We start from the raw sequence: 20546 nt of genomic DNA on the forward strand, positions 1-20546 counted from the left end.
CGGACGAGGAGCGAGCATGTTGCTCTGCGCCGGCAGGGCAGGGGGAGCGCGCAATCCGCTACGCGTCGGATCAACCGAAGCGGAGCGAGCGCTTCACGATCTTGCCACCTTCGCCGACGGTGTAGCCGCCGGTGTCGCCGAGCGCGTCCGCGACGGCATCCCGACGGTCCTCGGGGATCGCCCATCCGCGCACCAGGAGGCCCTCGGCGGCCTTGTTCTTCACGCGGACCGACTCCTCGTTCACGAGCATGTCGATGAGCGGCTTGACGCTCTCGGGCATCGCCTGCGCGAACGTCGTCTGCACCGCGTGGAAGCGCACGGTCTCGTTGACGTCCTCGAAGAAGCGCTCCACGGCCGTGCGCACGTCCTCGTGCACGATCTCCTCGAGCGCCTGGATGATCTGAATCTTGGGCTCGACGTTGCGCGCGTACTCCGTGTCGAAGCCCTCGAGCAGATCGAGCAGCTCCTCGCGATACTCGTCCTCGTCGAGCACGGCGCCGAGCACCTTGAGCGGCCACGTCAGCGCCTCGGCCTTCGTGCAGAACTCGATGACGGCGGGGACCACGTCCTTGCCCGCGGCGACGATGCCCCGGAACGCCAGGTCCTTTTCTTCCGCGTCCGTGATCGATGGATCGATCGTGAAGTTGAAGCGCTTGAGGAGCGCGGCGGCTGCCTCCGGCGTCTTCAGGTCGACGAGGGCCTGAATGGCCTCCAGACGGTCGTAGGTCTGGGCGCGTTTGTCTGCGACGACCTTGGCGGGGCCGGCGATCTTCTTGTCGACGGCGGGCGCGCTGCCCGACGGAGGCGCGCTCTTGGCGCCCTTGCTACGGAGGAAGTCGAAAATGCCCACCTCTACCTCGCGCTCCGGCCCGAAGGGTAGGGCTGGAGCAGGCTTCGCATAGGCCCTCATCACGGACAAAGCAAGTGTTCGGCCTGCTGACGAGCGCTCCCGGCGTTTCGCGGGCGGCCTCTCGTGCTTCGAAAGCGACACGCCCCGTGATGCCTGGGCGACCTCGCGGAGGTTGATCTCCGTCTCGGCCGCCCGCATCCCGGGGCGTGTCCGCGGCTCTTTCGAGCCGGCTTCGTCTCCGTCAGTCGCTGTTCTTCACCTTCATGGGGAGGGAGAACATCAGGTTGACCGAGATCATGCTGTTGAAGCGGAACTGCCGATCTTTGTTGTTGACGGCGGTGTCGGGGAACGCCTCATCGTTGCCCGCGCCGGCGTTGTCGAAGCCGGACGTGTTCCACGCGAAGGGCAGCGCCCGGTACTCCGCGCCGAAGCCGAAGAACGACGTCGGGTAGAAGTTCCAGCCGACGCCGAACGTGGGCGCGAAGGCGATGCGGCTCTCGAGCTGGAACGACTCCTGCGAGGCGCAGGGCCGCTCGGTGAGCTGGTTGCCGTCGTTGTCTGCACCGCAGGGCGCGCGCTCTTGCACGCCGATGACGGCCGGGCCCACGAAGAAGCTGATGTCGGTGTCGACGAACAACGACGCGAACAGCGCCAGCTTCCCGCGGAACGGAACGACCGTGACCTGCGGCGCCGCGACCCACTGCATGCGGCCAAGCTGATCCTGAGCGAGGTTGCCGCGCGTCAGGTTGACGGCCGTCAGCTTGCAGGCGGAGTCGTTCGGGTTCGCGCTGCAGTTGCGGTCGTCGATGGCCTTCACCTGAAGCTCGTCGGTGAGCGACGTCGTCGTCTGGATGCCGTAGCCTCCCCAGACGCCGAACCCGATCCAGTCGGTCGGGTGGTACATCACGCGCAGACCAGGCATGATCGTGCGCTGATACTCGTCGAGCAGGGTGAAGGACGCGCTCGGTGTTATTTCGATGCGACCTGCCCGATGCAGGCGCAACTTCCGCACGGCCGGGGCCCCCGCGAGGGGACCCGTGAGCTGAATCTCCTGCGCTTCGGCGCCCGCGCTCATGGCGAGCGCTGCACATCCCGTGAGCGCCGCGAGCATGCCCCTGCGGAGCAGGCGAGACGCGCAAAGGCTATTCACGAATCGACGCATCATGCATGTCCCCGTACTTGGCTGAATCGTCCCGGATGTTCCTTGCACGCCACGCTGCCCCTCGGCTCACTTGGGCAGCCGGTATTCCCAGCTGAACGGCAGGAAGACCGAAAACCCGACCTGCGCCTGGACGTTGTTGGTGAAGCTCGTCTCGGGCGCGGTCCAGGTCGTCGGATCCTGTGCTCTCGGATTGTTGTTGGCGTCGACGCCGGTCGCGATACCCGGGTTCTCGAGCTCGTCGAAGAAGATGTAGTCGCTGAGCTCCGCCACCACCGCGAACCAGCGGTTGAAGAAGATGCGGAGGCCACCGCCGACGTGGAACGACAGCCGAGGCTTGAACTCGAACGTGCGGTTGTCGGGGTCGACAACGGCGATCGGGCGCGTAGCGATCGCACCCACGCCGCCGAGCACGTAGAAGTCGTAGTGGAAGATGAAGTCGCCGAACCCGGCGAACTTGCCGTACGCAGGCACGTACGAGAAGTTCGCGTTCGCGTTCCAGGCGTACTCCGTGATCGGAACACCGACGCGCGCCGCGCGGCTCGTCTGGAAGTTGAAGTTCGAAGGCGAGTTCAACCCGGCGTAGAAGTTGCCGTTGACCCCGACCGCGAGCACGTTGGTGATGTAGAAGTTGAGACCGAGCCCGGGCGCGGGGTGCGCGACGAACTGGTCGTTCATCGTGATCCCGAAGTAGGGCGTGATCTCGAAGCGGAACCGGCGCAGCGCGTAGATCTGCTGCACCGCGTACATCTCGGCGTTGATGTCCCGCTTCGCGGCCTCATCCATGTTGATGCTCGGGCAGGCCGAGGGGTCGATCTTGCAGATGTCCCCTAGTCCTTCACCCTCGCCGCCGGGAATCTCACCCTCGCCCTCACCCTCGCCTGTGCCGGCGCCCTCGCCCTCGGTAGGGGCTTCAGCAGGCGCGGCTCCCTCCTCGTCGAGGTTGATCTCCTTCGGTTGTCCTTGCTGCTGCGCTGCCGCCGTCAACGGCATGGCCAGCAGCGCAGCCGCTACGAGGAGCCCCACGCGAACCTGGTTCATCGCCATCCCTTCCGCAGTCCGTGCGACGTGAGCATCGATCGGTCCGGTCCGTCCGTACAAGTCTAACTGCGCGACTTCATTCAAAAAAACGGTCTACCGACAAGCGGGACGGACTATATCACGCGTAAAATCAGGGAATCAACAACCAAATCGGTTCTTCTGACGGATCGGATGGGGCAGGACCGTCCCCACTGCTCGCGTAGCGACACGCGCCGCGACACGATCCACGCCCATCCAACCACGAGACGCTCGCGTACGAGCAAGAAAATCAAACGATATCCACGTAGTTTGCGCCGTACGTCCGGAACGTGCTCGACGCGGCCCCGTCTCCGATCCCGGTCGGGGCCCCGTCGCGCGTGTTTCGTGCTCGGCGCAGAGGTTCACGCCGCCGCGTCCGTTGACTCGTCGGCCTGACCAAGCAGCGCTTCGACAAACTCGTCGGCGTTGAAGTCGCGCAGCTCGTCGGGACGCTCGCCGATGCCGATGTAGCGCACCGGGAGCGAGTGCTCCGCGCAGATGCCCAGCACGACGCCGCCCTTCGCCGTGCCGTCGAGCTTCGTCAACACGATGCCCGAGAGCGGCAGCGCCTCCTTGAACATCGCCGCCTGTTGCAGCGCGTTCTGTCCGTTCGTCGCGTCGAGCACGAGCAGCGTCTCGTGCGGAGCTCCCGGCAGCGCCTTGTCGATCGTGCGCGCGACCTTCTTGAGCTCGTCCATCAGGTTCGTCTTCGTGTGCAAGCGACCCGCGGTGTCTGCGAGCACGACGTCCGCGCCGATCTCCGCAGCCTTCTGGATCGCGTCGTAGATGACCGCGCCCGGGTTCGCGCCATCCTTGCCGCTCACGACCTCGCAACCGACGCGCTTGCCCCACACGACGAGCTGCTGCACCGCCGCCGCGCGGAACGTGTCACCCGCGGCGAGCACGACCGTGCGGCCCTCGGCCTTGAGCTTCGTCGCGAGCTTGCCGATCGTCGTCGTCTTGCCCGCGCCGTTGACGCCCACGAACATCACCACGGTCGGGCGCGCGGGGAACTTGATGCCACCGCCGCTGCCACCGAGCAGGTCACGCGCGCGACGACGCAAGGCATCCCAGACGTGCTCGTCCTTGACGAGCTTCTTCTCCTTGATGCCCGTGCGGATCTCCTCGAGCAGCGCCTCGGTCGTCTTGACGCCGACGTCGGAGGTCAAGAGCACCTCCTCGATCTGATCGACGAGGCCGGGATCGACCTCGCTGCGGCCGACGAAGAGCGCCTTCAAGCGACCGAAGAAGCCCTCGCTCTCGCGCGCCTTCGTGAGGCCGCGGCGCAGACCCTCGACGTCCTTCTTGCGCGGAGCCGAAGGCGCCGGAGGTTCACGCGCCGCGATCGGCTTGATCGCGCCCGCCTCCCCAGCCTTCGGCGCGGCCTCTGCCGCGGGCGTGGGAGCTTGCACCGGCGCAGGCTCGGGCTGCTTCGCCTCGGGCTGCTTCGCGTCGGGCGCGGGCTCGGGCTGCTTCTCCACGACGGCCGACGCAGGCTCGGCAGCCTTCTTGTCCTCCTTCTTGGCCTCCTTGGCCTCTTCGACCGGCTTGGCCTTTGCCGGAGCAGCCTGCTTCGGCTCCTCCTTCCCGGGTTTCCCCGCGGCCTTGGCCGGCTCTTCGCGCTCGGGCGCCTTCTTCTCCGAAAGCTTCTTCGGCTCCGGCGGCGTCTCGAGCTTCTTGGGCGCCTCCGGCTTCTTCCTCGTGAGGAAGAAGGCGACGAGCGCCACCACGACGAGACCAATGATGACGATGTAGAGGGGGTCCACGATGTGCGTTCTCCAGCGGTCGGCGAACTGGTTCGCGACTATATGGGACGGTACCCGTACGTCAACGTGTGTGCTCGGCGGCGAGCGCCGACGGAGCGCACGGGTGGGGGGTTCGGGGGCGGCTCACGTCATCCTCCCGGCTTTCGGCCGCCCTTGGGTTCGTCGTTGAGGAGCGACGCTTCGACCCCCTCGTCGACGACGGAGGGGCCGTAAGCGGCGTGCTCGAGGGCCCTCGCCCAGGACTCGATCTCCGCGTTGTTCGCGCGGAAAGCGGCCCGCCGGACGTGTCCGGGCGTCGGCTCGGGTTGCGTGTCGAAAGGCGCTCCGGTGCGTCGCGCCCATCGCACGAGCCGATCGAGCAACGCTCGGCGGCGGGTGATCAGGGCAACGCGCAGCACCCCCGGCGGGGGGAGCGTCTGCTCGTATCTGCTGTGCACCTTCGCCTCGATCACGAGACGCGCATCGCTGCGGTAGGGCACATCCAGCACGAAGCTGCCGCGCTCGTCGGCCGTCGCGCGCGCGATGACACCGTCACCTTGGAACGCGGGCGCCACCACGGCGAGCTGCGCGCCGGCGATCGGAGTTCCATCATGCGCGTCGAGCACCGAGCCACGGTAACCACCCTGCCCGGCCGACGCTCGCACGACCTCGACACCAGCGCGCCCCGAGGGCACGGGATGCTGTTCGTCGTCCTCGTCCTTCTTCGGAGGCATCGGCGCGCGGCGCCAGCCGATGACGATCCACGCCGTCACCGCCAGCACCACGAGCGCGATCAGGATCTGTCGCGCGATGCCCGGCCCCTTGACGTTCACGTCGACATTCAGGTTCGCCCCGGCCTTGTAGAAGGGCGCGGCCGGCACGTAGCGCAGCGTGAGTGGTACGACGCCGGCGCGCTCGAGCGCGAACGAAGCGATGACGTGCGCCTTGCCGCCTTGCACCGCCCCCGCGCCCACGCTCTCCTTCCCGCGGAGCGCTTCGACCACGCCGCCCGTCACCGGACCTCGCGACGTCGTGACATCCACGTCGATGCCGACGCCATCCTCGGGATCACCCGTGTCGACGGGATGAGAGAGCTCGAGCCGCACCTCCGCGCGCCGCACGATCGGCTGCGTCGTGGTCGCCTTCGCGAGCGCCGTCGTACCCTCGAAGCGCAAGCGCAGCTCGCCCGATCCAGGGTCGGGGAACGACGCGGTCGGGATCTCGAAGCGCACGCGCCCGTCGCCGCCGGTCTGCCCCTCTGCGATGCGCGTGCCGCGCTCGTCCTCGAGCTTGATCGCGAGCCCCTCGCGCCGCGCGGCGCCGGATCGAGGCGACCCGGCGCGATCGACGCGCAGCGACGCCGTGAGCAGGACGTTCTCGCGATCGAGATCGATCACGTCGGGCGCGGGCTCGAAGCGGAGGATCGTGCGCGCGAGCGGAGCGTCTGCCGTATCGAGTCGGACCACGCTCTCGGCTGGATCCCTGAGCTCGTCGCCGTCGAAGCGGAGCGTGATCGAGGCCTGCCCGAGCGGCGCGCCGGCGCGCACGCAGAACGCGCCGCGGTCGTCGGTCTGCACTTCGTACGCGTCCGTGCCCAAGAGCCGAACGGACCGCCGCGACCGCCGCGACGTCGCGTCACACGTCGAGGGCGTCGGCAGGCTGACGGCGGCTCCGCCCTCTGCGATCGCACGGAGCGTGAGCGTCGCGCCTGCCACGGCGGCCCCTGCGTCGTCGAGCAGCTCGCCGCGCACGATCGTACCGGACGGCTCGACGGTCGCGGCGGCGCTGATCTGCGCGCCGCCTCGCACCTGGATCCGGATCGTGCCCCCGGATCCTCGTGTCTGCGCCGCGACGGGCGCCGAGAGGAGGAGGACGAGCAAGGCGACGAGCGCGCACAGCGGGCGCGACGAGGCTCTCGCCTGGGCACCTCGGCTGCGGGACATCCCCTTCCTATATGCGGGAACTCCCCGCGCGACCAGCGCTTCTGCTGCGGCATCGTCAATGCCTGCCGTTGAAGCGAGTTCGGGCGAGGCCCGTCCAAGTCTCCACGGTTCCTCCGCGCCTCGTAGCCGCGGCGGATCTCGGCGACCGAGGTCACTCCACGTCCCCCCGGGGCGGAGCGACCTGCATCGTGCCGCTTTGCGTCGAGGCACGGGAGAGGTGCAGGATGAAGATGACGACGGGTGATCGCGTGATCGAGAACTCCACGACCGTTGATTCGGATCGAGCTCCCTCCATTCGCACGCGGACCTCGTGTATCTTCGGACCTCGAATGCGAAAGAGCGTCCCCGTCGTCGCGGCCCTCTCGTTGTTCGTGCTCACCCCCGAGGTCGTGCGAGCCGATCCTCGCACCGGTTATCTCGTCCAGCAGCTCAAGACGAGCGACGACTTCCGCGTGCGGACGCAGGCAGCGCTCGCGCTCGGCGCTTCGGGGGACGACGCCGCCGTCAAGCCTCTCTGCGACGCGCTCGCGGACGGCAACGAGTCGGTGAAGGTCGCCGCGGCGGCCGCGCTCGGCAAGCTCGGCAAGCCCGCGGGCCTGCCGTGCCTGCAGGCGGCGCTCAAGAAGGAGAAGGGCGGCTCCACGAAGACGCAGATGCAGAAGTCGATCGACACGCTGAAGAGCGGCGGCGTGTCTGCACCTCCACCGCCCGGCCCCGACGCGAAGTACTACGTGGCGATCGAGATCTCGAACAAGACGAAGCGACCCGCGGCCGAGGTCGAGGCGATCGTGCGCTCGGCGATGCAGTCGAAGCTCCTCGGCAAGGCCGGTTATGCCGTCGCGCCGAAGGGCGAGAAGCCTGCACAAGGCGGCAAGGTCGTCAACTCGAAAAAGCTGAAGGGTTTTTATCTCATCGCCAGCGTCGAGCCGCCGGTCTACGAGAACGGGAACCTCACGCAGATCGTGCGCGTGAGTATGTGGACGTACCCGGGCAAGGCGCTGCAAGGCGAGTTTTCGCCGAAGCTCACGCAATCCGACACGCCCAAGACCGACGTGCAGAGCGAGAACGTGCTCATGAAGATGTGCGTGGAGAACGCCATCGACAGCTTTGCGAAGGTCGTCGCGTCGATGTGATATCGCAGCGAGGGGGAGCGGATCCGGCGCGCCGCCCCTCCTCATGGGCAAACAACTCGCGCCGTTGCAACAGACGCGCAAGGTCCCCCCGATGAGCGAGGCTTCTGGCTCCGTCAACACGCCCTCCGCCACGAGCGGCCGCGAGCAGCGCCGCATCCGTAACTTCCTCCTCGACAAGCGCTTCCAGCTCAAATACGCGGGGTACCTCGCGGCGATCGCGCTCGTCGTTTCTGCTCTCCTCGGCGTGGTCCTCTGGTGGACGAGCAACAAGCTGATCGATCAGAGCCGGCAGGCCGTCGTGCAGCAAAAGGCGCTCGTCACGCAAGGACAGGAGACCGTCAAGCGCGGCCAGCTCGCGCTCGCCGAGCGGAAGAAGAACGACGAGCTCGTCAAGATGAACATCGCGAAGGCGTACGAGGACTCGCCCGAGCTCGCGAAGCAGTTCAGCAAGGACGCGGAGAGCGACGGGGCGAAGCTCAAGGAAGAACAAGCGAGCCTCGAGAAGGACGCCGACTCCTTGAAGCAGCAGGCCGCCGAGCTCGAGCGTCAGGCCGCCGCGGTGGAGACCCAGCAGCGCAACCTGATCGTCGGCCTCGTGCTCGCGCTCGGCTTGCTCGTCGCGTGCATCTGGATCGCGGGCATCGTCGTCACGCACAAGATCGCGGGCCCCGTCTTCAAGATGAAGCGCATGTTCAGTCGCGTCGGCGAGGGACACCTCGCCCTGCACGAGCGCCTGCGCAAGGGCGACGAGATGCAGGACTTCTTCGAGTCGTTCGATCAGATGCTCGGCAACCTGCGCGCGCAGAAGCAGCGCGAGATCGCGCAGATCGACGAAGTGATCACGCGCATGGAGGCGGACGCTTCGAGCGACGGCGTGGCGACGTTGAAGAAGCTGCGCGCCGAGATGCAGGCCCAGGTCGACGGCTGACGTCTCGCGCTTCTCGAGCGGCGTCGCCGTCCTGCCGAAGGATCACGCGACGCCGCGCGAAGCGTGTTTCCCCTCAGAACGCTGCCTTGATGTGCTCGACGAGCGGCTCGCCTTCGGGCGTGAACACGACGGCAACAGCGTCGAAGCGCATGCGCTCGATCGCCTCGTCGCGCGCGAACTTCGAGATCCAGAGCCGCTGTCCAGCGAGGCGCAAGCGCGCGCGTTTCCGTGCGTCGATGCTGTCGAGCGCGCGCTGATAACTCCGAGGGCCACGCGTGCGCACCTCGACGACCACGATCACGGCGCCGTCGCGGACGAGCAGATCGATCTCGGCGCGACCCACGCGCACGTTGCGGCCGAGGATCGTGTTGCCCATGCGAACGAAATGATCGGCGGCTGCGTCCTCGGCGCGCGCACCTGCGCGATGGCGCGCATCACGCGGGGGGAGAGCTCGGACGTGAGGTGAAGGAGAGCGCGCCGAGGAAGAGGCGGGCGGGGGGCGAGGGAGACGAGGAGGACGCGTCACGGGCGCGCGCGTCGCGGCTCGTCTCAGCTATCGGTGGTGAAACCGACGCCCTTGCACTGGGTCGCGTTGTAGTGACCCTTGACGGTGCCGCAGGAGCCTTCGGTGACGAACTTCGTGTCCTGCTTGATGCAGTACTTGCCGGTGAGCTGCTTGTCGCCGAGGCCCACGTCGGGACGGATCTCCTCGCAGGTGTAGCCGGTCGGGCACTCGCAGAAGTTGAAGTTCGGATCGGGGTCCGCGCCCTCGGCGACGCCGCAGCGGCACGAGCAGTACACGGCCTGCGCGGCGTCACGCTGCGAGTCTTCCGCGCACTGGCCGCAGACCTCGGCCTCGACGACCGTGTCGGTGCCGGGGACGCAGCAGGCCTTGTTCGCGTCGTCCGGCCCGGAGGTGGACGTCTGGCAGCCGCCCGTGGCGGTCCCGCCGGTCGTGGGCTTCGTTTGCCCGTAGGGGCAGCTCACGCGGCCCTGGAAGTGGTTCACGAGGCAGATACGGGTCTGGCACTGGAAGGAGCGCGACTCGATGTTCTCCTCGGTCACTTTGAAGCCGGCGAAGTCGGTTTTGTACTCGTCCTCGGGGATGCAGGGGTCGCCGACGCCGCCGCTCTGACAGGCGACCGGGAGGCCGCCCAGGGCGAGTACGCTGATCAGACCAAGCATGCCGGACAGGATCGAACGGGTCATCAGATCGTGCTCCTTGGGCCGGGGCGCCCCTGCTCCATGCGGGGCGCGCGAGCGCGACGCGCCGCCCGCGTCCACGTCGCGGACTCAGCGAACGACGCCAGCAGCGTGGACGCTAATCGAAGGGGAGACGGACCGTCAACCTCTCGATGCACGCCGTGATGGACTGCCGCCGGTTTTCGACGGACGGCCGCCGGTCGGCGCCCCGGGGGGGTCGGTCCGGGTGGACCCGCGATCGAGCCGAGAGCCCGAGAGTCCCTTGGCGGGTCGAAGGCGAGCCCCAAGGCACTCCCTGGAGAGGTGTCGGAAGCAGCACCAGGACTCGTGCTGCTTCAAAACCCGCCGCTTGACAAGCCAACCGTCATAATTTTACCATCCGCGGCCAGACGTAAGTATCCGCTGATTCTCATTGAAGTTTTTGGTCATCGCTCCCGGTACACGACACGCGGGGAGCCGCGACTGCGAAGGGCCCCGTCCACTGCGGATCAAGCAGCTAACGAACGGTATCTGGGCCGGTTCGGGTCGCCTTCATCGACCTCAACCTCCGAACGACGAGGAACGACGAATGCGGAAAGGGCTGGCTACTCTCTGTCTTCTTGCTTCTGCCATGCTCGTGGCGCCGACCGCCTGGGCCCAAAAGGGCCCGGCGCCGACGGCGAAGGCTGGCGATGCCAAGAAGGCCGCTCCCAAGGAGATCGAGCTCGAAGAAGAGGATGGGCCCGTGACCGCGGGCCAGATGACCGAGGAGGCGGCGCAAGCGAAGCGGTTGTTCGACGCTGAGCGGTGGAGCGAATCGGCGCTGCTCCTGAAGAAGGTCGTCGACGGCGAGACGGGCGACGACGAGGGCAACAAGCAGATCGCGCAGTATCACCTCGCGATCGCGCTCTATCGCCTGCAGTTTTTCCAGGCGAGCTACGCGATCTTCTCCGAGATCGCGGACAAGCCGAATCACCTCAAGTTCAACGAGACGCTGCTCTGGCTCTCGAAGCTCGCCACGCAGCTCCCCGAGCCGGCCGACATCATCGAGCGCGTCGGTAAGTACAAGGGCGAGCAGGTCGCGCGGTTCAACAACCCGCAGCAGCGGGATCTCTTCTGGCAGCTCAACTACCTGCTCGGCCGGTACAAGTACCGCAACCGCAACTACGAGGAGGCCATCGGCCTCTTCGAGAAGGTCGACGCCAAGAGCAAGTACTACGTGCAGGCCCAGTTCTTCACGGGCATCTCGAACGTGCAGCTCCGCAAGTCGGTGCCCGCGGTGAAGTCGTTCCAGCGCATCGTGCAGGCGCTCGACGAGGGCGTGGAGGGCGTCGAGGACGAGAGCCGCATGCGCGATCTCGCGTTCCTCTCGATGGCGCGCACGTACTACTCGGCGTCGGTCCGCCTCGACGACAACAGCGTCCCGAAGATCGACGGCAACAAGCTCAGCGCGGCCGTCAAGTACTGGAACCGCGTCGACGTGGGCAGCGAGTACTGGCTCGACGCGCTCTTCGAGCAGTCGTGGGCGTACTTCATGGCCGGCGATTACCCGCACGCGCTCGGCAACATGCACACGATCGAGTCGCCTTACTTCCCGAACGCCTTCTATCCGGAGGCGGACATCCTCAAGGCGGTCATTTCTTTCACGATCTGCCAGTACCAGGACGCGACGACGATCGTCGCGCGCATGCGCAAGCGGTACGAGCCGATCAAGAAGGAGCTCGAGGCGATCCTCAACCGGTTCAAGGGCGACGATGCGGAGGCGAAGTTCTTCGAGTTCTTGAAGGACGTGCGCGCGGGCAAGGCGGCGCTCTCGCCGACGGTCAAGCCGATCGTCGAGAACGCGCTCTCGGATCGCCAGTTGCTCCGCAACCTGGAGTACGTGCGCGTGCTGGACGAGGAGGACGCTCGTTACAAGAAGGCGCCGGCCGCGTTCCGCAACTCGCCCGTGGGTGGAGACGTGACGGACGCGCTGTCGCTGGCTCGTGATCTCGCGGTCCGCAACGCGGGCACGCTCGCGCGGGAGCGCTACCAGCGTTACCTCGACGAGCTCAACGAGCACCTCCGCGACGCCTCGAAGATCCTCATCGACATCACGGCTGCCGAGCGAAACAAGCTCGATCAGGAGGTCGTGAGCGGCCAGCTCACGAAGGAAGAAGCGCTCGTGTTCGGCGTCGTCAAGCCGGACGACGAGCACGTTCTGTGGCCGTTCAACGGCGAGTACTGGCGCGACGAGCTCGGTTTCTACCGGCAGGTCGTCACGTCGAAGTGCGGCAAGTAGCGGGAGGCCCGAGGGGGCGGCGATCTGATTCGCCGCCCCGGGGGGATCGCGGCAAAGCCGCCTCCGGGTTGCGAGTTATCCAGTTGAGGAGATGACGACGATGAAGCAGTCCAACGTGAGTGCGCTGCGCAAGCTCCGTTTCGTGACGGGCGCAGCGGCACTTTTCACCGCCGCCGTCGCGACGGGCCCGGCGTCGGCCGCCGATGAATGCATCACGCAACAGGCGAAGGACGCGCTGGCGCAGTGCCCCGGCGGGTCGCTGAAGCAGAGCGCCGGCAAGAAGCCGGCGATGAGCTTCAAGTCGGCGCCGCAGGGGATTCAGCTCAAGAAGCGTGACGACCAGCTCAAGCCGACGAACCCGACGGCGTCGATGAACGCCGCGCAACGCGACGAGCGTCGCAACAGGCTGGCGGCGCGCTCGCGCCAGCTGCTGATCACCGAGATCCAGGGCCTCGAGAGCCTCTTCTCGAACACGCCGAAGAACGCGCCCGATCGTCCGAAGTTGATGCGGCGCCTCGCGGAGGGCTACGTCGAGCTCGAGTCGGCCGCGTTCCGCGACAAGACCGAGCAGAGCATCAACGCCGACGAGGCGAAGCGCAAGAACCCCAAGGCAGAGAAGGGGTTCCGTGCCGAGGCGGCGAAGGCCGACAAGATCCTCGTCGCCGCGCGGCAGCAGGCGATCAAGTACTACACGCTGCTGAAGAACGGCTACCCGAAGTGGTGCCAGAGCTCGAACGCGCAGGATCCGACGAAGAGCACGGGCTGCACGGACGAGGTGCTCTACTACCTCGCGTACGAGTACGAGCAGGCCAACCAGCTCGATCAAGCGCGCAAGGTGTACTTCGAGCTGATCCAGAACTGGCCGCAGTCGAAGTTCATCCCGAACGCGTACCTCGCGTTCGGCGAGCTCTTCTTCAACGAGGCGCAGGGTGATCCCTCCAAGTGGCAGCTCGCGGAGCAGTCGTACCTGGAGGTCACGAAGTACCCGGCGCCCGACAACAAGGTCTGGGGCTACGCGCACTACAAGCTCGGCTACGTCTACTGGAACCAGGGTGAGTTCCCGAAGGCGCTCTCCGAGTTCAAGAAGACCATCGAGTACGGCACGCAGTACCAGCAGCTGCCGAACGCGAAGGAGCTCGCGAACTCCGCGCGGCGCGACATCATCCCGGTGTACGCGCTCGCGGCTGCGCCGAGGGCCGCGCACGACTTCTTCAAGCCGCTCTCGGGCGACACGGGCATCAACAACGAGAAGACGCTCAAGATGCTCGACGATCTCGGCCAGAACTACCTCGACACCGGCCACTACAAGGAAGGCATCGAGCTCTACAAAGACCTCATGGCTCGCGATCGTGGTCCCAAGTTCTGCAAGTACCAGGGACACATCACCGAGGCCACGCTGGCCATGAAGTCGGGCAACAAGGACTCGATCAAGGGCGAGCTCGACCAGATGCTCGAGGTGCACAACAAGTTCGTCTCCGAAGGGCACCCCGACGACGCGAAGCTGAAGTGCTCGAACTCGACCGCGGGTCTGCTCACCGAGACCGCGATGGCGTGGCACCTCGAGGCCGTCGGATCGGGCGGCGTTCGCGGCACGGGTGACAAGAAGACGATGACGCTCGCGACGGCGCTCTACGAGCGCGTCGTGCAGAACTTCAAGCAGGAGCAGTTCGCACGCTTCGAGTTCCCGCGCATCGTGAAGGAAGACTGGCCGAACATCTTCAAGATCAAGTACGCGATGGCCGACCTCGCGTACTTCAACAAGGACTGGGCGAAGTGCGGCCCGGCCTTCGACTCGGTCGTCGCGGAGGATCCCAGCGGTCCGCTCGCTCCCGAGGCCGCGTTCGCGGCGGTGCTCTGCTACCAGAACATCTATACCGAGACGCACAAGGACGGCTCGGACAAGAAGGGCAGCGGCAACCTCCCGAGCGCTGCGGACGGCGGCAAGAAGGGGGACAAGAAGGCCGACAAGGCCAAGTACGCCCCGAAGGAGTTCACCCCCAACCAGAAGGGCATGCTGACCGCGTTCAACCGGTACATTTGCTACATCAAGCCGCCGGAGAACGACAAGGAAGCGCAGGAGAACTACGTCGAGGTCAAGTACGCGCGCGCCCGCACCTACTTCGAGGCACAGCACTGGGAGGAGGCGGCGTTTGCGTTCCGCGACGTTGCGGTCAACCACTCCGACAAGGACGTGGGCATCTACGCGACGCAGCTCTACCTCGAGTCGTTGAACATCCTCGGCTCGAACTCCGAGCCGACGCGGCCGTCCTGCTACGACAACATGGCGGAGGACGTGCCCAGGTTCCTCGACCTGTACTGCAAGGGCGGCAAGGAGAAGGAGAACGCCGAGCAGTGCGGGATCCTGACGCGCATCCAGCGCGACATCGAGCGTCTGCGCGCGCAGAAGCTGATCGAGTCGGCGGACGCCGGTGGCACTGGCGTGGACACGATCAAGCTGTACGAGAAGGGCGCGCAGGCCTACATGGACCTGTGGAAGAAGTACGGCGAGGCGGCGTGCGAGAAGAAGGAAGCCTCCTGCGAGAAGAGCGAGGAGATCCTCTACAACGCGGCCCGCGCGTTCCAGGCCGCGCGCCTCATCGCGAAGTCGATCACGGCGCGTCAGATCCTGCTGAACCCGAAGTACAACCTCGAGAAGACCGAGCTCGCCAAGAAGTCGATCTACGAGATCGGCGGTAACTACCAGGCGATCGCGGTCTACGACGAGGCTGCCAACTGGTACGAGCGGTTCGCGCGTGAGAACCCGAAGATGGAGAAGGCGGCCGAGGCGCTTCAGGACGCCGTCGTGCTCCGTCTCGGTCTTGGGCAGGAGGACCAGGCGATCAAGGACGCCGACCTCTTCAACAGGAACTACGGGTCGCAGAAGCCCTCCGAGGCCGCGAAGATCGCGTTCGCCATCGGATCTCACTACATCGACAAGGAAGACTGGGACGGCGCGCGGCGGCGGCTCAGCTCGGCCATGGGCCAGATCGATCGCAACGCGACGTTCGATGTCCAGATCCAGGCGCACGCGATGCTCGGGCGGGTCTTCACGAAGATCAACAACCCGTCGAGCGCGACGCCCGAGTACAACAAGGTCCGCGGTTACTGGAAGGATCCGCAGGCCGCGCTGAAGAAGCTCGACGCCATCGGCGGGGGTGACGATGAGAAGCTCCGTCGTCTGGCCAAGTCGCTGACGGCCGTCGGTGAGGCGCTCTTCTTCTTCGCGGAGTTGAAGAAGAAGGAAGTCGATAAGATCCAGTTCCCCATCTACAAGGGCTCGGGTCAGCGCGACGACGTCATGAAGCACATCCAGACCAAGGTCATGGACTGGATCAAGAAGAAGCGGCCGGCGATCGAGCAAGCGTCGAACGAGTACGTGAAGATCGTCAACCTCGAGCCGCTGCCTCCGCCGCGCTGGGTCATCGCCGCTGGTTCGCGCGTCGGTGGTATGTGGAGCAAGTTCGTCGCCGAGTTCCGCGCCGCGCCGATTCCCAAGGAGTGGAAGGGCAACGGAATGGTCCCGGGTACGGACCTCAGCTACGCCGAGCTCCGCGGTGAGTACTACGCGAAGCTCGACGAGGCGAGCGAGCCGCAGAAGCTGTCGGCCAAGGCTGCCTTCAAGAAGTGCCTCGACTACTCGGTCAAGTATCAGTTCTTCGATGAGTACTCGCGTGCCTGCGAGGTGTGGCTGTCGAAGAACTACAGCGCCGAGTACCACCTGATCGACGAGTTCCGTGGTTCGCCGTCGCGCGTGAACTCGGGCCTCAGCGATCGCGCGCAGCCGGTGAACCTCGACGGTACGGCGTTCGTGCCCGTGCTCGATGTGCCGCAAGCCGAGAACAAGCCTGCTGCGGCGTCGGGCGACAAGCCTGCCGACGCGAAGCCCGGCACGTCACCCGAAAAGGCCGCCATCCAGGGCGCCACCACGAAGAAGAACTAGGAGCGAGCCATGAAGAGGTTTTCGATTCTTGTGGCGACGGCTGCCCTGACGGCTGCGGTGGGTTGCGGCGGTGGGGGAGCCGGTGGGGGCGGCAAGCCCGCGGTGGATCCCAAGACCGGCCAGGCGATCGTGGACAGCAAGGGCAACGCTGTGTCCGTCGCTGCGGCGAACAAGTACAAGGACGGCCTCGAGGCCTTCACCAAGCACGACAAGGCGCGTGATTGGAACGAGGCCGTCTGCGCGCAGACGGCGGAGATCTTTCTCGACGCTGCCGACGAGCAAGCTGGCAAGACGCTGGTCGAGGCGATCTACAACGCGGGCGTCTCGTATCAGCGGTGCAAGCAGGACGCGAAGGCGAAGGAGTATTTCAAGAAGGCGCTCGACGCGGACCCCAAGTTCCATCGCGCGCGGGTGCAGCTCGCGATCTACTCCTTCGCCGAGTCGGGGGAGAAGTCGCTCGACGCGACGATCAATGAGCTCTACCAAGCTGCGATCGTCGACGCCCGGTTCCAGAACGTCGAGGGCCTCGTTCAGCTCGGCATGTTGCACATGAAGCGCAACAACCTGCAGCCGGACAAGGATGGTCGGACGGACCTGCAGAACGCGAAGCGCTACGCGCAGAGCGCGCTGGCCATCGACGACGGGTATCTGCCGGCGTTCAACCTGCTCGCGCTGATTTACATGGAATCGGCGAAGCAGAAGGCGGGTCGCTCCTCCAAGAAGAAGGTCGCGACGAACGTCAGCAAGGAGAAGAAGATCGACACGCAGGCTCTGGATCTCGCGGCCCTGGTTTGCTCGCAGGCCATCCGCAAGAACCCGAACTACGCGCCGATCCACAACACGGCCGGCATGATCCAGGTCGAGCTCAGCAACCTGAACGGCGCGGTCGGCGCGTTCAACACGGCGCGCAAGCTCGACCCGACCTTCTACGAGGCGCAGATGAACTTCGCCGCCGTGAACCTGCAGTTCCGCGGGTTCGCTCAGGCGGAGGAGGCCTACCGCGCTGCGCTGAAGATGCGGCCGAACGATTACGACGCGCACCTCGGGCTCGCGCTGGCGCTTCGTGGTCAGATCGACGACTCGAACTTCGACAAGATGGTCGCTGCGGCCGCGGCCGAGCTGGCGGAGGCGAAGAAGCTCCAGCCGGATCGGCCGGAGACGTACTACAACGACGCGATCCTGACGCAGGAGTACAAGGCGAAGTCGGGCGGCAAGGACGCCGAGCCGATGTTGCTCGCTGCGAAGCAGCTCTTCGGTGAGTTCATCGCCAAGGCTGGGAGCGCGCCCGAGTATGCGGATGCGGTGAAGCGCTCGAAGGAGCGCATGGAAGAGATCGAGCAGATCATCGAGTTCAACAAGCAGACCGAGGCGGAGCGCAAGGCGGCCGAGGCGGAGGCGAAGACCCGCGCCGCCGAGGCGGAAGCCATGGGCACCGACGAGGGGGGCGCGAAGCCCGGAGGCGGGGGGCAGTGAGAAGAGGGCCCGCGGTGACCAGGACGTCGCCGCGGGCCTCTTTTTTTGGACCTCCGGGAACCTTGGGTCGTGCGGGATGTCTTTTCGGGCCAGGTCGAGAGAGTCTCGAACGAAACCAGGCTCGGATCCCGTTGACCACGTCCCTGCAGGGACGGTACGATGTGACTGAAAATACGGCGAAGACTTGCGAGGAGGCTTGAAGATGAAGAGGTCAACGCGTTTGGGTGCTGCGCTGGTCGCTGGTGTCGGCGTTCTTCTCGTGTCGTCGTTCGCGTTTGCCCAGGGGGCAGGTGGCGGCGCCGGGAAGAAGGACGAGGGGTACGGATACGAGTTCTCCGACGATCCCCTCAACGCTGGTGGCTTTGGGCCGAACGACGCGACGATCCGTGTTCGTCCGGGCCCGGTTCGCACGACCCTGATCCGTCCGCGCACGTCGTTCGTGCCGGAGATGCTGAAGTCGGTCGAGAATCTCTGAGAACGGCTCGGGGGTTCGTGCAGGCGGGGGGGGCTCGGCTGCGGTTTCGAGCGAGCACGGGGAGCGTGGTGTCTCGGGATCGCAGCCATGAATCCAAGGGCTCCATCGCCTTTCTGGGAAGGCGCACGGGCCCCTGAGTAATATTCGATGCCCCGACCCCGGGGTTTCTGGTCGCCTCGGGCGACGGCGGGACGCAACAGGCAGGGAAGGCTGGCTCACGATGGAAGGCAAGCAGAAGGTCGCGCTCACGTTCGCGCTCTACCAGAATGAAGCGCTCGTGCGTCGAGAGACGGTGACGCAGGACATCGTCAAGGTTGGAAAGGACCCGAAGAGCCATCTGCGCGTCGACGACGAGCTGGCCTCGCGAATGCACGCCGTCATCGAGGTGGCGTCGCCTGAGGACATCACGCTGATCGACCTCGGCAACGAGCCGGGGACGCTGGTGAACGGCGCCCGGGTCAACAAGGTCAAGATCAAGGCGAACGATCAGCTCCAGATCGGTGGCACGAAGATCGTGCTCGAGAAGGCCGAGCCTGTGGCGGTCGCGGGCGGCGCGGCGAAGCCCGGCAATCCGTTCGCGGCGGCTCCGGCGGCGAACCCGTTTGGCGCGGCTCCGGCGGCGAACCCGTTCGCGGCGGCCGGGGGCAACCCGTTCGCGGGCGCTCCGGCGGCGGCGCCGAGCCCGTTCGGCGGCGGCGGTGGCGACCCGTTTGGCATGAACAACCCCTTCGCGCAGCCGAAGGCGCCCTCGCACGACGAGGTGCCGCACGACGCGCCCGAGGGGTCGTACACGTACCAGCTCGTCAAGAGCGGCCCCGACGTCCCCAGCGAGGAGATCGAGTCGCCCTCCGCGTCCGTCGAGGTGATGGTGATGTGGGATCAGATGATCCTGCACGTCTCGCACTTGACGCCGCCGCGCTCGTTCTACGTGGGCGAGGAGGAGAGCAAGAACTTCAAGTGCGACTACTTCGTGCCGCAAGAGAAGATCGGCACGACGCGCGCTCCGATCGTGCTCGCGGACAAGGGCGGGTCGGTCTCGGTCGTGCTCCTGCCGCGCGCGAAGGGCACGATCGAGCTCGCGGGCCAGCCGAAGATGACGGTGCAGCAGGCGATCGACAGCGGCAAGACGCAGCCCTGCTCGGAGCTCTCGGGCGCGTTCCAGATCGCGCTGCCGCCGGGCTCGAAGGCGCGGGTCGACGTCGACGGCCTGATCTTCCAGGTGTCGACGGTGAACGCGGGCCGCGTGGTCGCGGGCCACCTGCAGTTCGAAACGCAGAACTTCATGTATCACGGCCTCTCGATGGCCGTGCACCTCGGGCTCCTCGCGGCGATGGCGTTCTTCATGCCGCCGCTCGGCGCCACGGACGAGGACGGGATCTCGGACGATCAGAAGTTCATGATCCAGCAGTTCCTCGCGTCGGCCGCCGAAAAGGAGATGGAGGAGAAGGAGACCGAGCAGGTCGCCGATAACGCCGCTGACAACAAGGAAGGCGGCACGGGAACGCGCGCCAAGGGTGAAGAGGGTTCGATGGGTAACCCGAACACCAAGTCGTCGGGCAACCGCTACGGCGTGCAGGGCCCGCAGGACAACCCCGATCCGCACATCGCGCGGCAGGCAGCGCTCCGCGACGCGGCGGAGTTCGGCATGATCGGCCTGCTCAACTCGGGCGCCGGTGGTGATCCGAATGCGCCGACGGCTCCCTGGGGTCGTGACGACTCGCTCGGCAACGATGCGCTGTCGGCCCGCGGCAACATGTGGGGCGACAACATCGGTGACTCGTTCGGCGCGGGCGGCCTCGGTTTGTCCGGTATCGGCGAGGGCGGCGGTGGTCGCGGTGAGGGTATCGGTCTCGGCTCGATCGGCACGATCGGCCACGGCGCGGGCACGGGCACGGGCCAGGGCTTCGGCTCGGGTCACGGTCGGCTCTCGGGTTCGCACCGCACGAAGCCGCCGCAGGTGCGCATGGGCGCGACGAGCGTGAGCGGCCGTCTTCCGCCCGAGGTCATCCAGCGTATCGTGCGTCAGAACTTCGGCCGGTTCCGCCTTTGCTACGAGAACGGCCTGCGGAACAACCCGAACCTCCAGGGCCGCGTCGCGGTGCGCTTCGTCATCGGTCGTGACGGCGCGGTGTCGAACGTGGGCAACGGTGGATCGGACATGCCGGATGGCGGCGTGGTGTCTTGCGTGGTCCGCGCGTTCTACGGCCTGTCCTTCCCGCAACCGGAAGGCGGTATCGTGACGGTCGTGTACCCGATCATGTTCAGCCCTGGCGGCTGATGTTGGCCTGAGTCGGCGACGATGCCCTGCGGGCCACGAGCTCGCGGGGCATCGTGTTTTTGTTGGCGTGCGTCGCGTCGATGGGGGAGCGTCGCGGCCT

Annotated in this window: 15 protein-coding genes; 7 read left to right on the top strand and 8 right to left on the bottom strand. The window is 66.4% G+C overall.

Annotated elements, in window-relative coordinates:
- Nucleotides 1–70: 70 nt before the first annotated feature.
- From GF068_RS15170 to GF068_RS43580, 6 genes are all read right to left on the bottom strand, one after another.
- Complete coding sequence (locus GF068_RS15170) at nt 71–850, bottom strand: HEAT repeat domain-containing protein (RefSeq protein WP_338046395.1); 780 nt, start codon at nt 848–850, stop codon at nt 71–73.
- 241 nt (nt 851–1091) lie between these two features.
- The gene (locus tag GF068_RS15175) at nt 1092–2015 is read right to left on the bottom strand and encodes a hypothetical protein (protein WP_153820113.1); all 924 of its coding nucleotides are present in this window, start codon (nt 2013–2015) and stop codon (nt 1092–1094) included.
- Nucleotides 2016–2078: 63 nt separating this feature from the next.
- Nucleotides 2079–3134 carry an outer membrane beta-barrel domain-containing protein gene (locus GF068_RS15180; RefSeq protein WP_240806928.1) on the bottom strand — a complete coding sequence of 352 codons (1056 nt, stop codon included), beginning with the start codon at nt 3132–3134 and terminating at the stop codon, nt 2079–2081.
- Nucleotides 3135–3430: 296 nt separating this feature from the next.
- Entirely contained in the window at nt 3431–4834 is a 1404-nt protein-coding gene (gene ftsY, locus GF068_RS47020; RefSeq protein ID WP_338046396.1) for a signal recognition particle-docking protein FtsY, read from the bottom strand.
- Between the two features lie 128 nt (nt 4835–4962).
- A complete protein-coding gene (locus tag GF068_RS15190; protein ID WP_153820114.1) occupies nt 4963–6756 on the bottom strand; it encodes a carboxypeptidase regulatory-like domain-containing protein in 1794 nt (597 codons plus the stop codon).
- A gap of 151 nt (nt 6757–6907) precedes the next feature.
- Entirely contained in the window at nt 6908–7057 is a 150-nt protein-coding gene (locus GF068_RS43580; protein ID WP_170319474.1) for a hypothetical protein, read from the bottom strand.
- Nucleotides 7058–7085: 28 nt separating this feature from the next.
- On the opposite strand from GF068_RS43580, the gene GF068_RS15195 reads away from it, so the two are divergent.
- Together GF068_RS15195 and GF068_RS15200 are read left to right on the top strand one after the other, a co-directional pair.
- A complete protein-coding gene (locus tag GF068_RS15195; RefSeq protein ID WP_240806929.1) occupies nt 7086–7889 on the top strand; it encodes a HEAT repeat domain-containing protein in 804 nt (267 codons plus the stop codon).
- Nucleotides 7890–7980: 91 nt separating this feature from the next.
- A complete protein-coding gene (locus GF068_RS15200) occupies nt 7981–8817 on the top strand; it encodes a methyl-accepting chemotaxis protein (RefSeq protein WP_153820115.1) in 837 nt (278 codons plus the stop codon).
- Nucleotides 8818–8890: 73 nt separating this feature from the next.
- Here the strand turns inward: GF068_RS15200 and GF068_RS46245 are convergent, their stop codons facing one another.
- Both GF068_RS46245 and GF068_RS15210 read right to left on the bottom strand, forming a co-directional pair.
- Nucleotides 8891–9343, bottom strand: a complete 453-nt coding sequence (locus tag GF068_RS46245) for a YraN family protein (protein ID WP_338046397.1) — start codon at nt 9341–9343, stop codon at nt 8891–8893.
- 23 nt (nt 9344–9366) lie between these two features.
- Complete coding sequence (locus tag GF068_RS15210) at nt 9367–10026, bottom strand: hypothetical protein (protein WP_153820117.1); 660 nt, start codon at nt 10024–10026, stop codon at nt 9367–9369.
- A 604-nt stretch (nt 10027–10630) separates the two neighbouring features.
- Between GF068_RS15210 and GF068_RS15215 the strand changes: the two genes are divergently transcribed.
- The 5 genes from GF068_RS15215 (at nt 10631) to GF068_RS15235 (ending at nt 20446) form a co-directional block, all read left to right on the top strand.
- Complete coding sequence (locus GF068_RS15215; RefSeq protein ID WP_240806930.1) at nt 10631–12280, top strand: hypothetical protein; 1650 nt, start codon at nt 10631–10633, stop codon at nt 12278–12280.
- 100 nt (nt 12281–12380) lie between these two features.
- Nucleotides 12381–16220: a tetratricopeptide repeat protein gene (locus tag GF068_RS15220; protein ID WP_153820119.1), complete on the top strand. Its 3840-nt coding sequence runs from the start codon at nt 12381–12383 to the stop codon at nt 16218–16220.
- A 9-nt stretch (nt 16221–16229) separates the two neighbouring features.
- A complete protein-coding gene (locus tag GF068_RS15225; protein WP_153820120.1) occupies nt 16230–17693 on the top strand; it encodes a tetratricopeptide repeat protein in 1464 nt (487 codons plus the stop codon).
- A gap of 202 nt (nt 17694–17895) precedes the next feature.
- Nucleotides 17896–18168 carry a hypothetical protein gene (locus GF068_RS15230; RefSeq protein WP_153820503.1) on the top strand — a complete coding sequence of 91 codons (273 nt, stop codon included), beginning with the start codon at nt 17896–17898 and terminating at the stop codon, nt 18166–18168.
- Between the two features lie 220 nt (nt 18169–18388).
- Nucleotides 18389–20446: an AgmX/PglI C-terminal domain-containing protein gene (locus GF068_RS15235; RefSeq protein ID WP_153820121.1), complete on the top strand. Its 2058-nt coding sequence runs from the start codon at nt 18389–18391 to the stop codon at nt 20444–20446.
- The last annotated feature ends 100 nt before the right edge of the window (nt 20447–20546 follow it).

The organism is Polyangium spumosum (genome assembly GCF_009649845.1).
GTDB classification, from domain to species: Bacteria; Myxococcota_A; Polyangia; order Polyangiales; family Polyangiaceae; genus Polyangium; species Polyangium spumosum.

Bases quoted from the DNA above. Each gene is read 5' to 3' on its own strand.
- GF068_RS15175 (WP_153820113.1), bottom strand. From the start codon at position 2,015: ATGATGCGTCGATTCGTGAATAGCCTTTGCGCGTCTCGCCTGCTCCGC.
- GF068_RS15190 (WP_153820114.1), bottom strand. From the start codon at position 6,756: ATGTCCCGCAGCCGAGGTGCCCAGGCGAGAGCCTCGTCGCGCCCGCTG.
- GF068_RS15195 (WP_240806929.1), top strand. From the start codon at position 7,086: ATGCGAAAGAGCGTCCCCGTCGTCGCGGCCCTCTCGTTGTTCGTGCTC.
- GF068_RS15200 (WP_153820115.1), top strand. From the start codon at position 7,981: ATGAGCGAGGCTTCTGGCTCCGTCAACACGCCCTCCGCCACGAGCGGC.
- GF068_RS15210 (WP_153820117.1), bottom strand. From the start codon at position 10,026: ATGACCCGTTCGATCCTGTCCGGCATGCTTGGTCTGATCAGCGTACTC.
- GF068_RS15215 (WP_240806930.1), top strand. From the start codon at position 10,631: ATGCTCGTGGCGCCGACCGCCTGGGCCCAAAAGGGCCCGGCGCCGACG.
- GF068_RS15220 (WP_153820119.1), top strand. From the start codon at position 12,381: ATGAAGCAGTCCAACGTGAGTGCGCTGCGCAAGCTCCGTTTCGTGACG.
- GF068_RS15225 (WP_153820120.1), top strand. From the start codon at position 16,230: ATGAAGAGGTTTTCGATTCTTGTGGCGACGGCTGCCCTGACGGCTGCG.
- GF068_RS15230 (WP_153820503.1), top strand. From the start codon at position 17,896: ATGAAGAGGTCAACGCGTTTGGGTGCTGCGCTGGTCGCTGGTGTCGGC.
- GF068_RS15235 (WP_153820121.1), top strand. From the start codon at position 18,389: ATGGAAGGCAAGCAGAAGGTCGCGCTCACGTTCGCGCTCTACCAGAAT.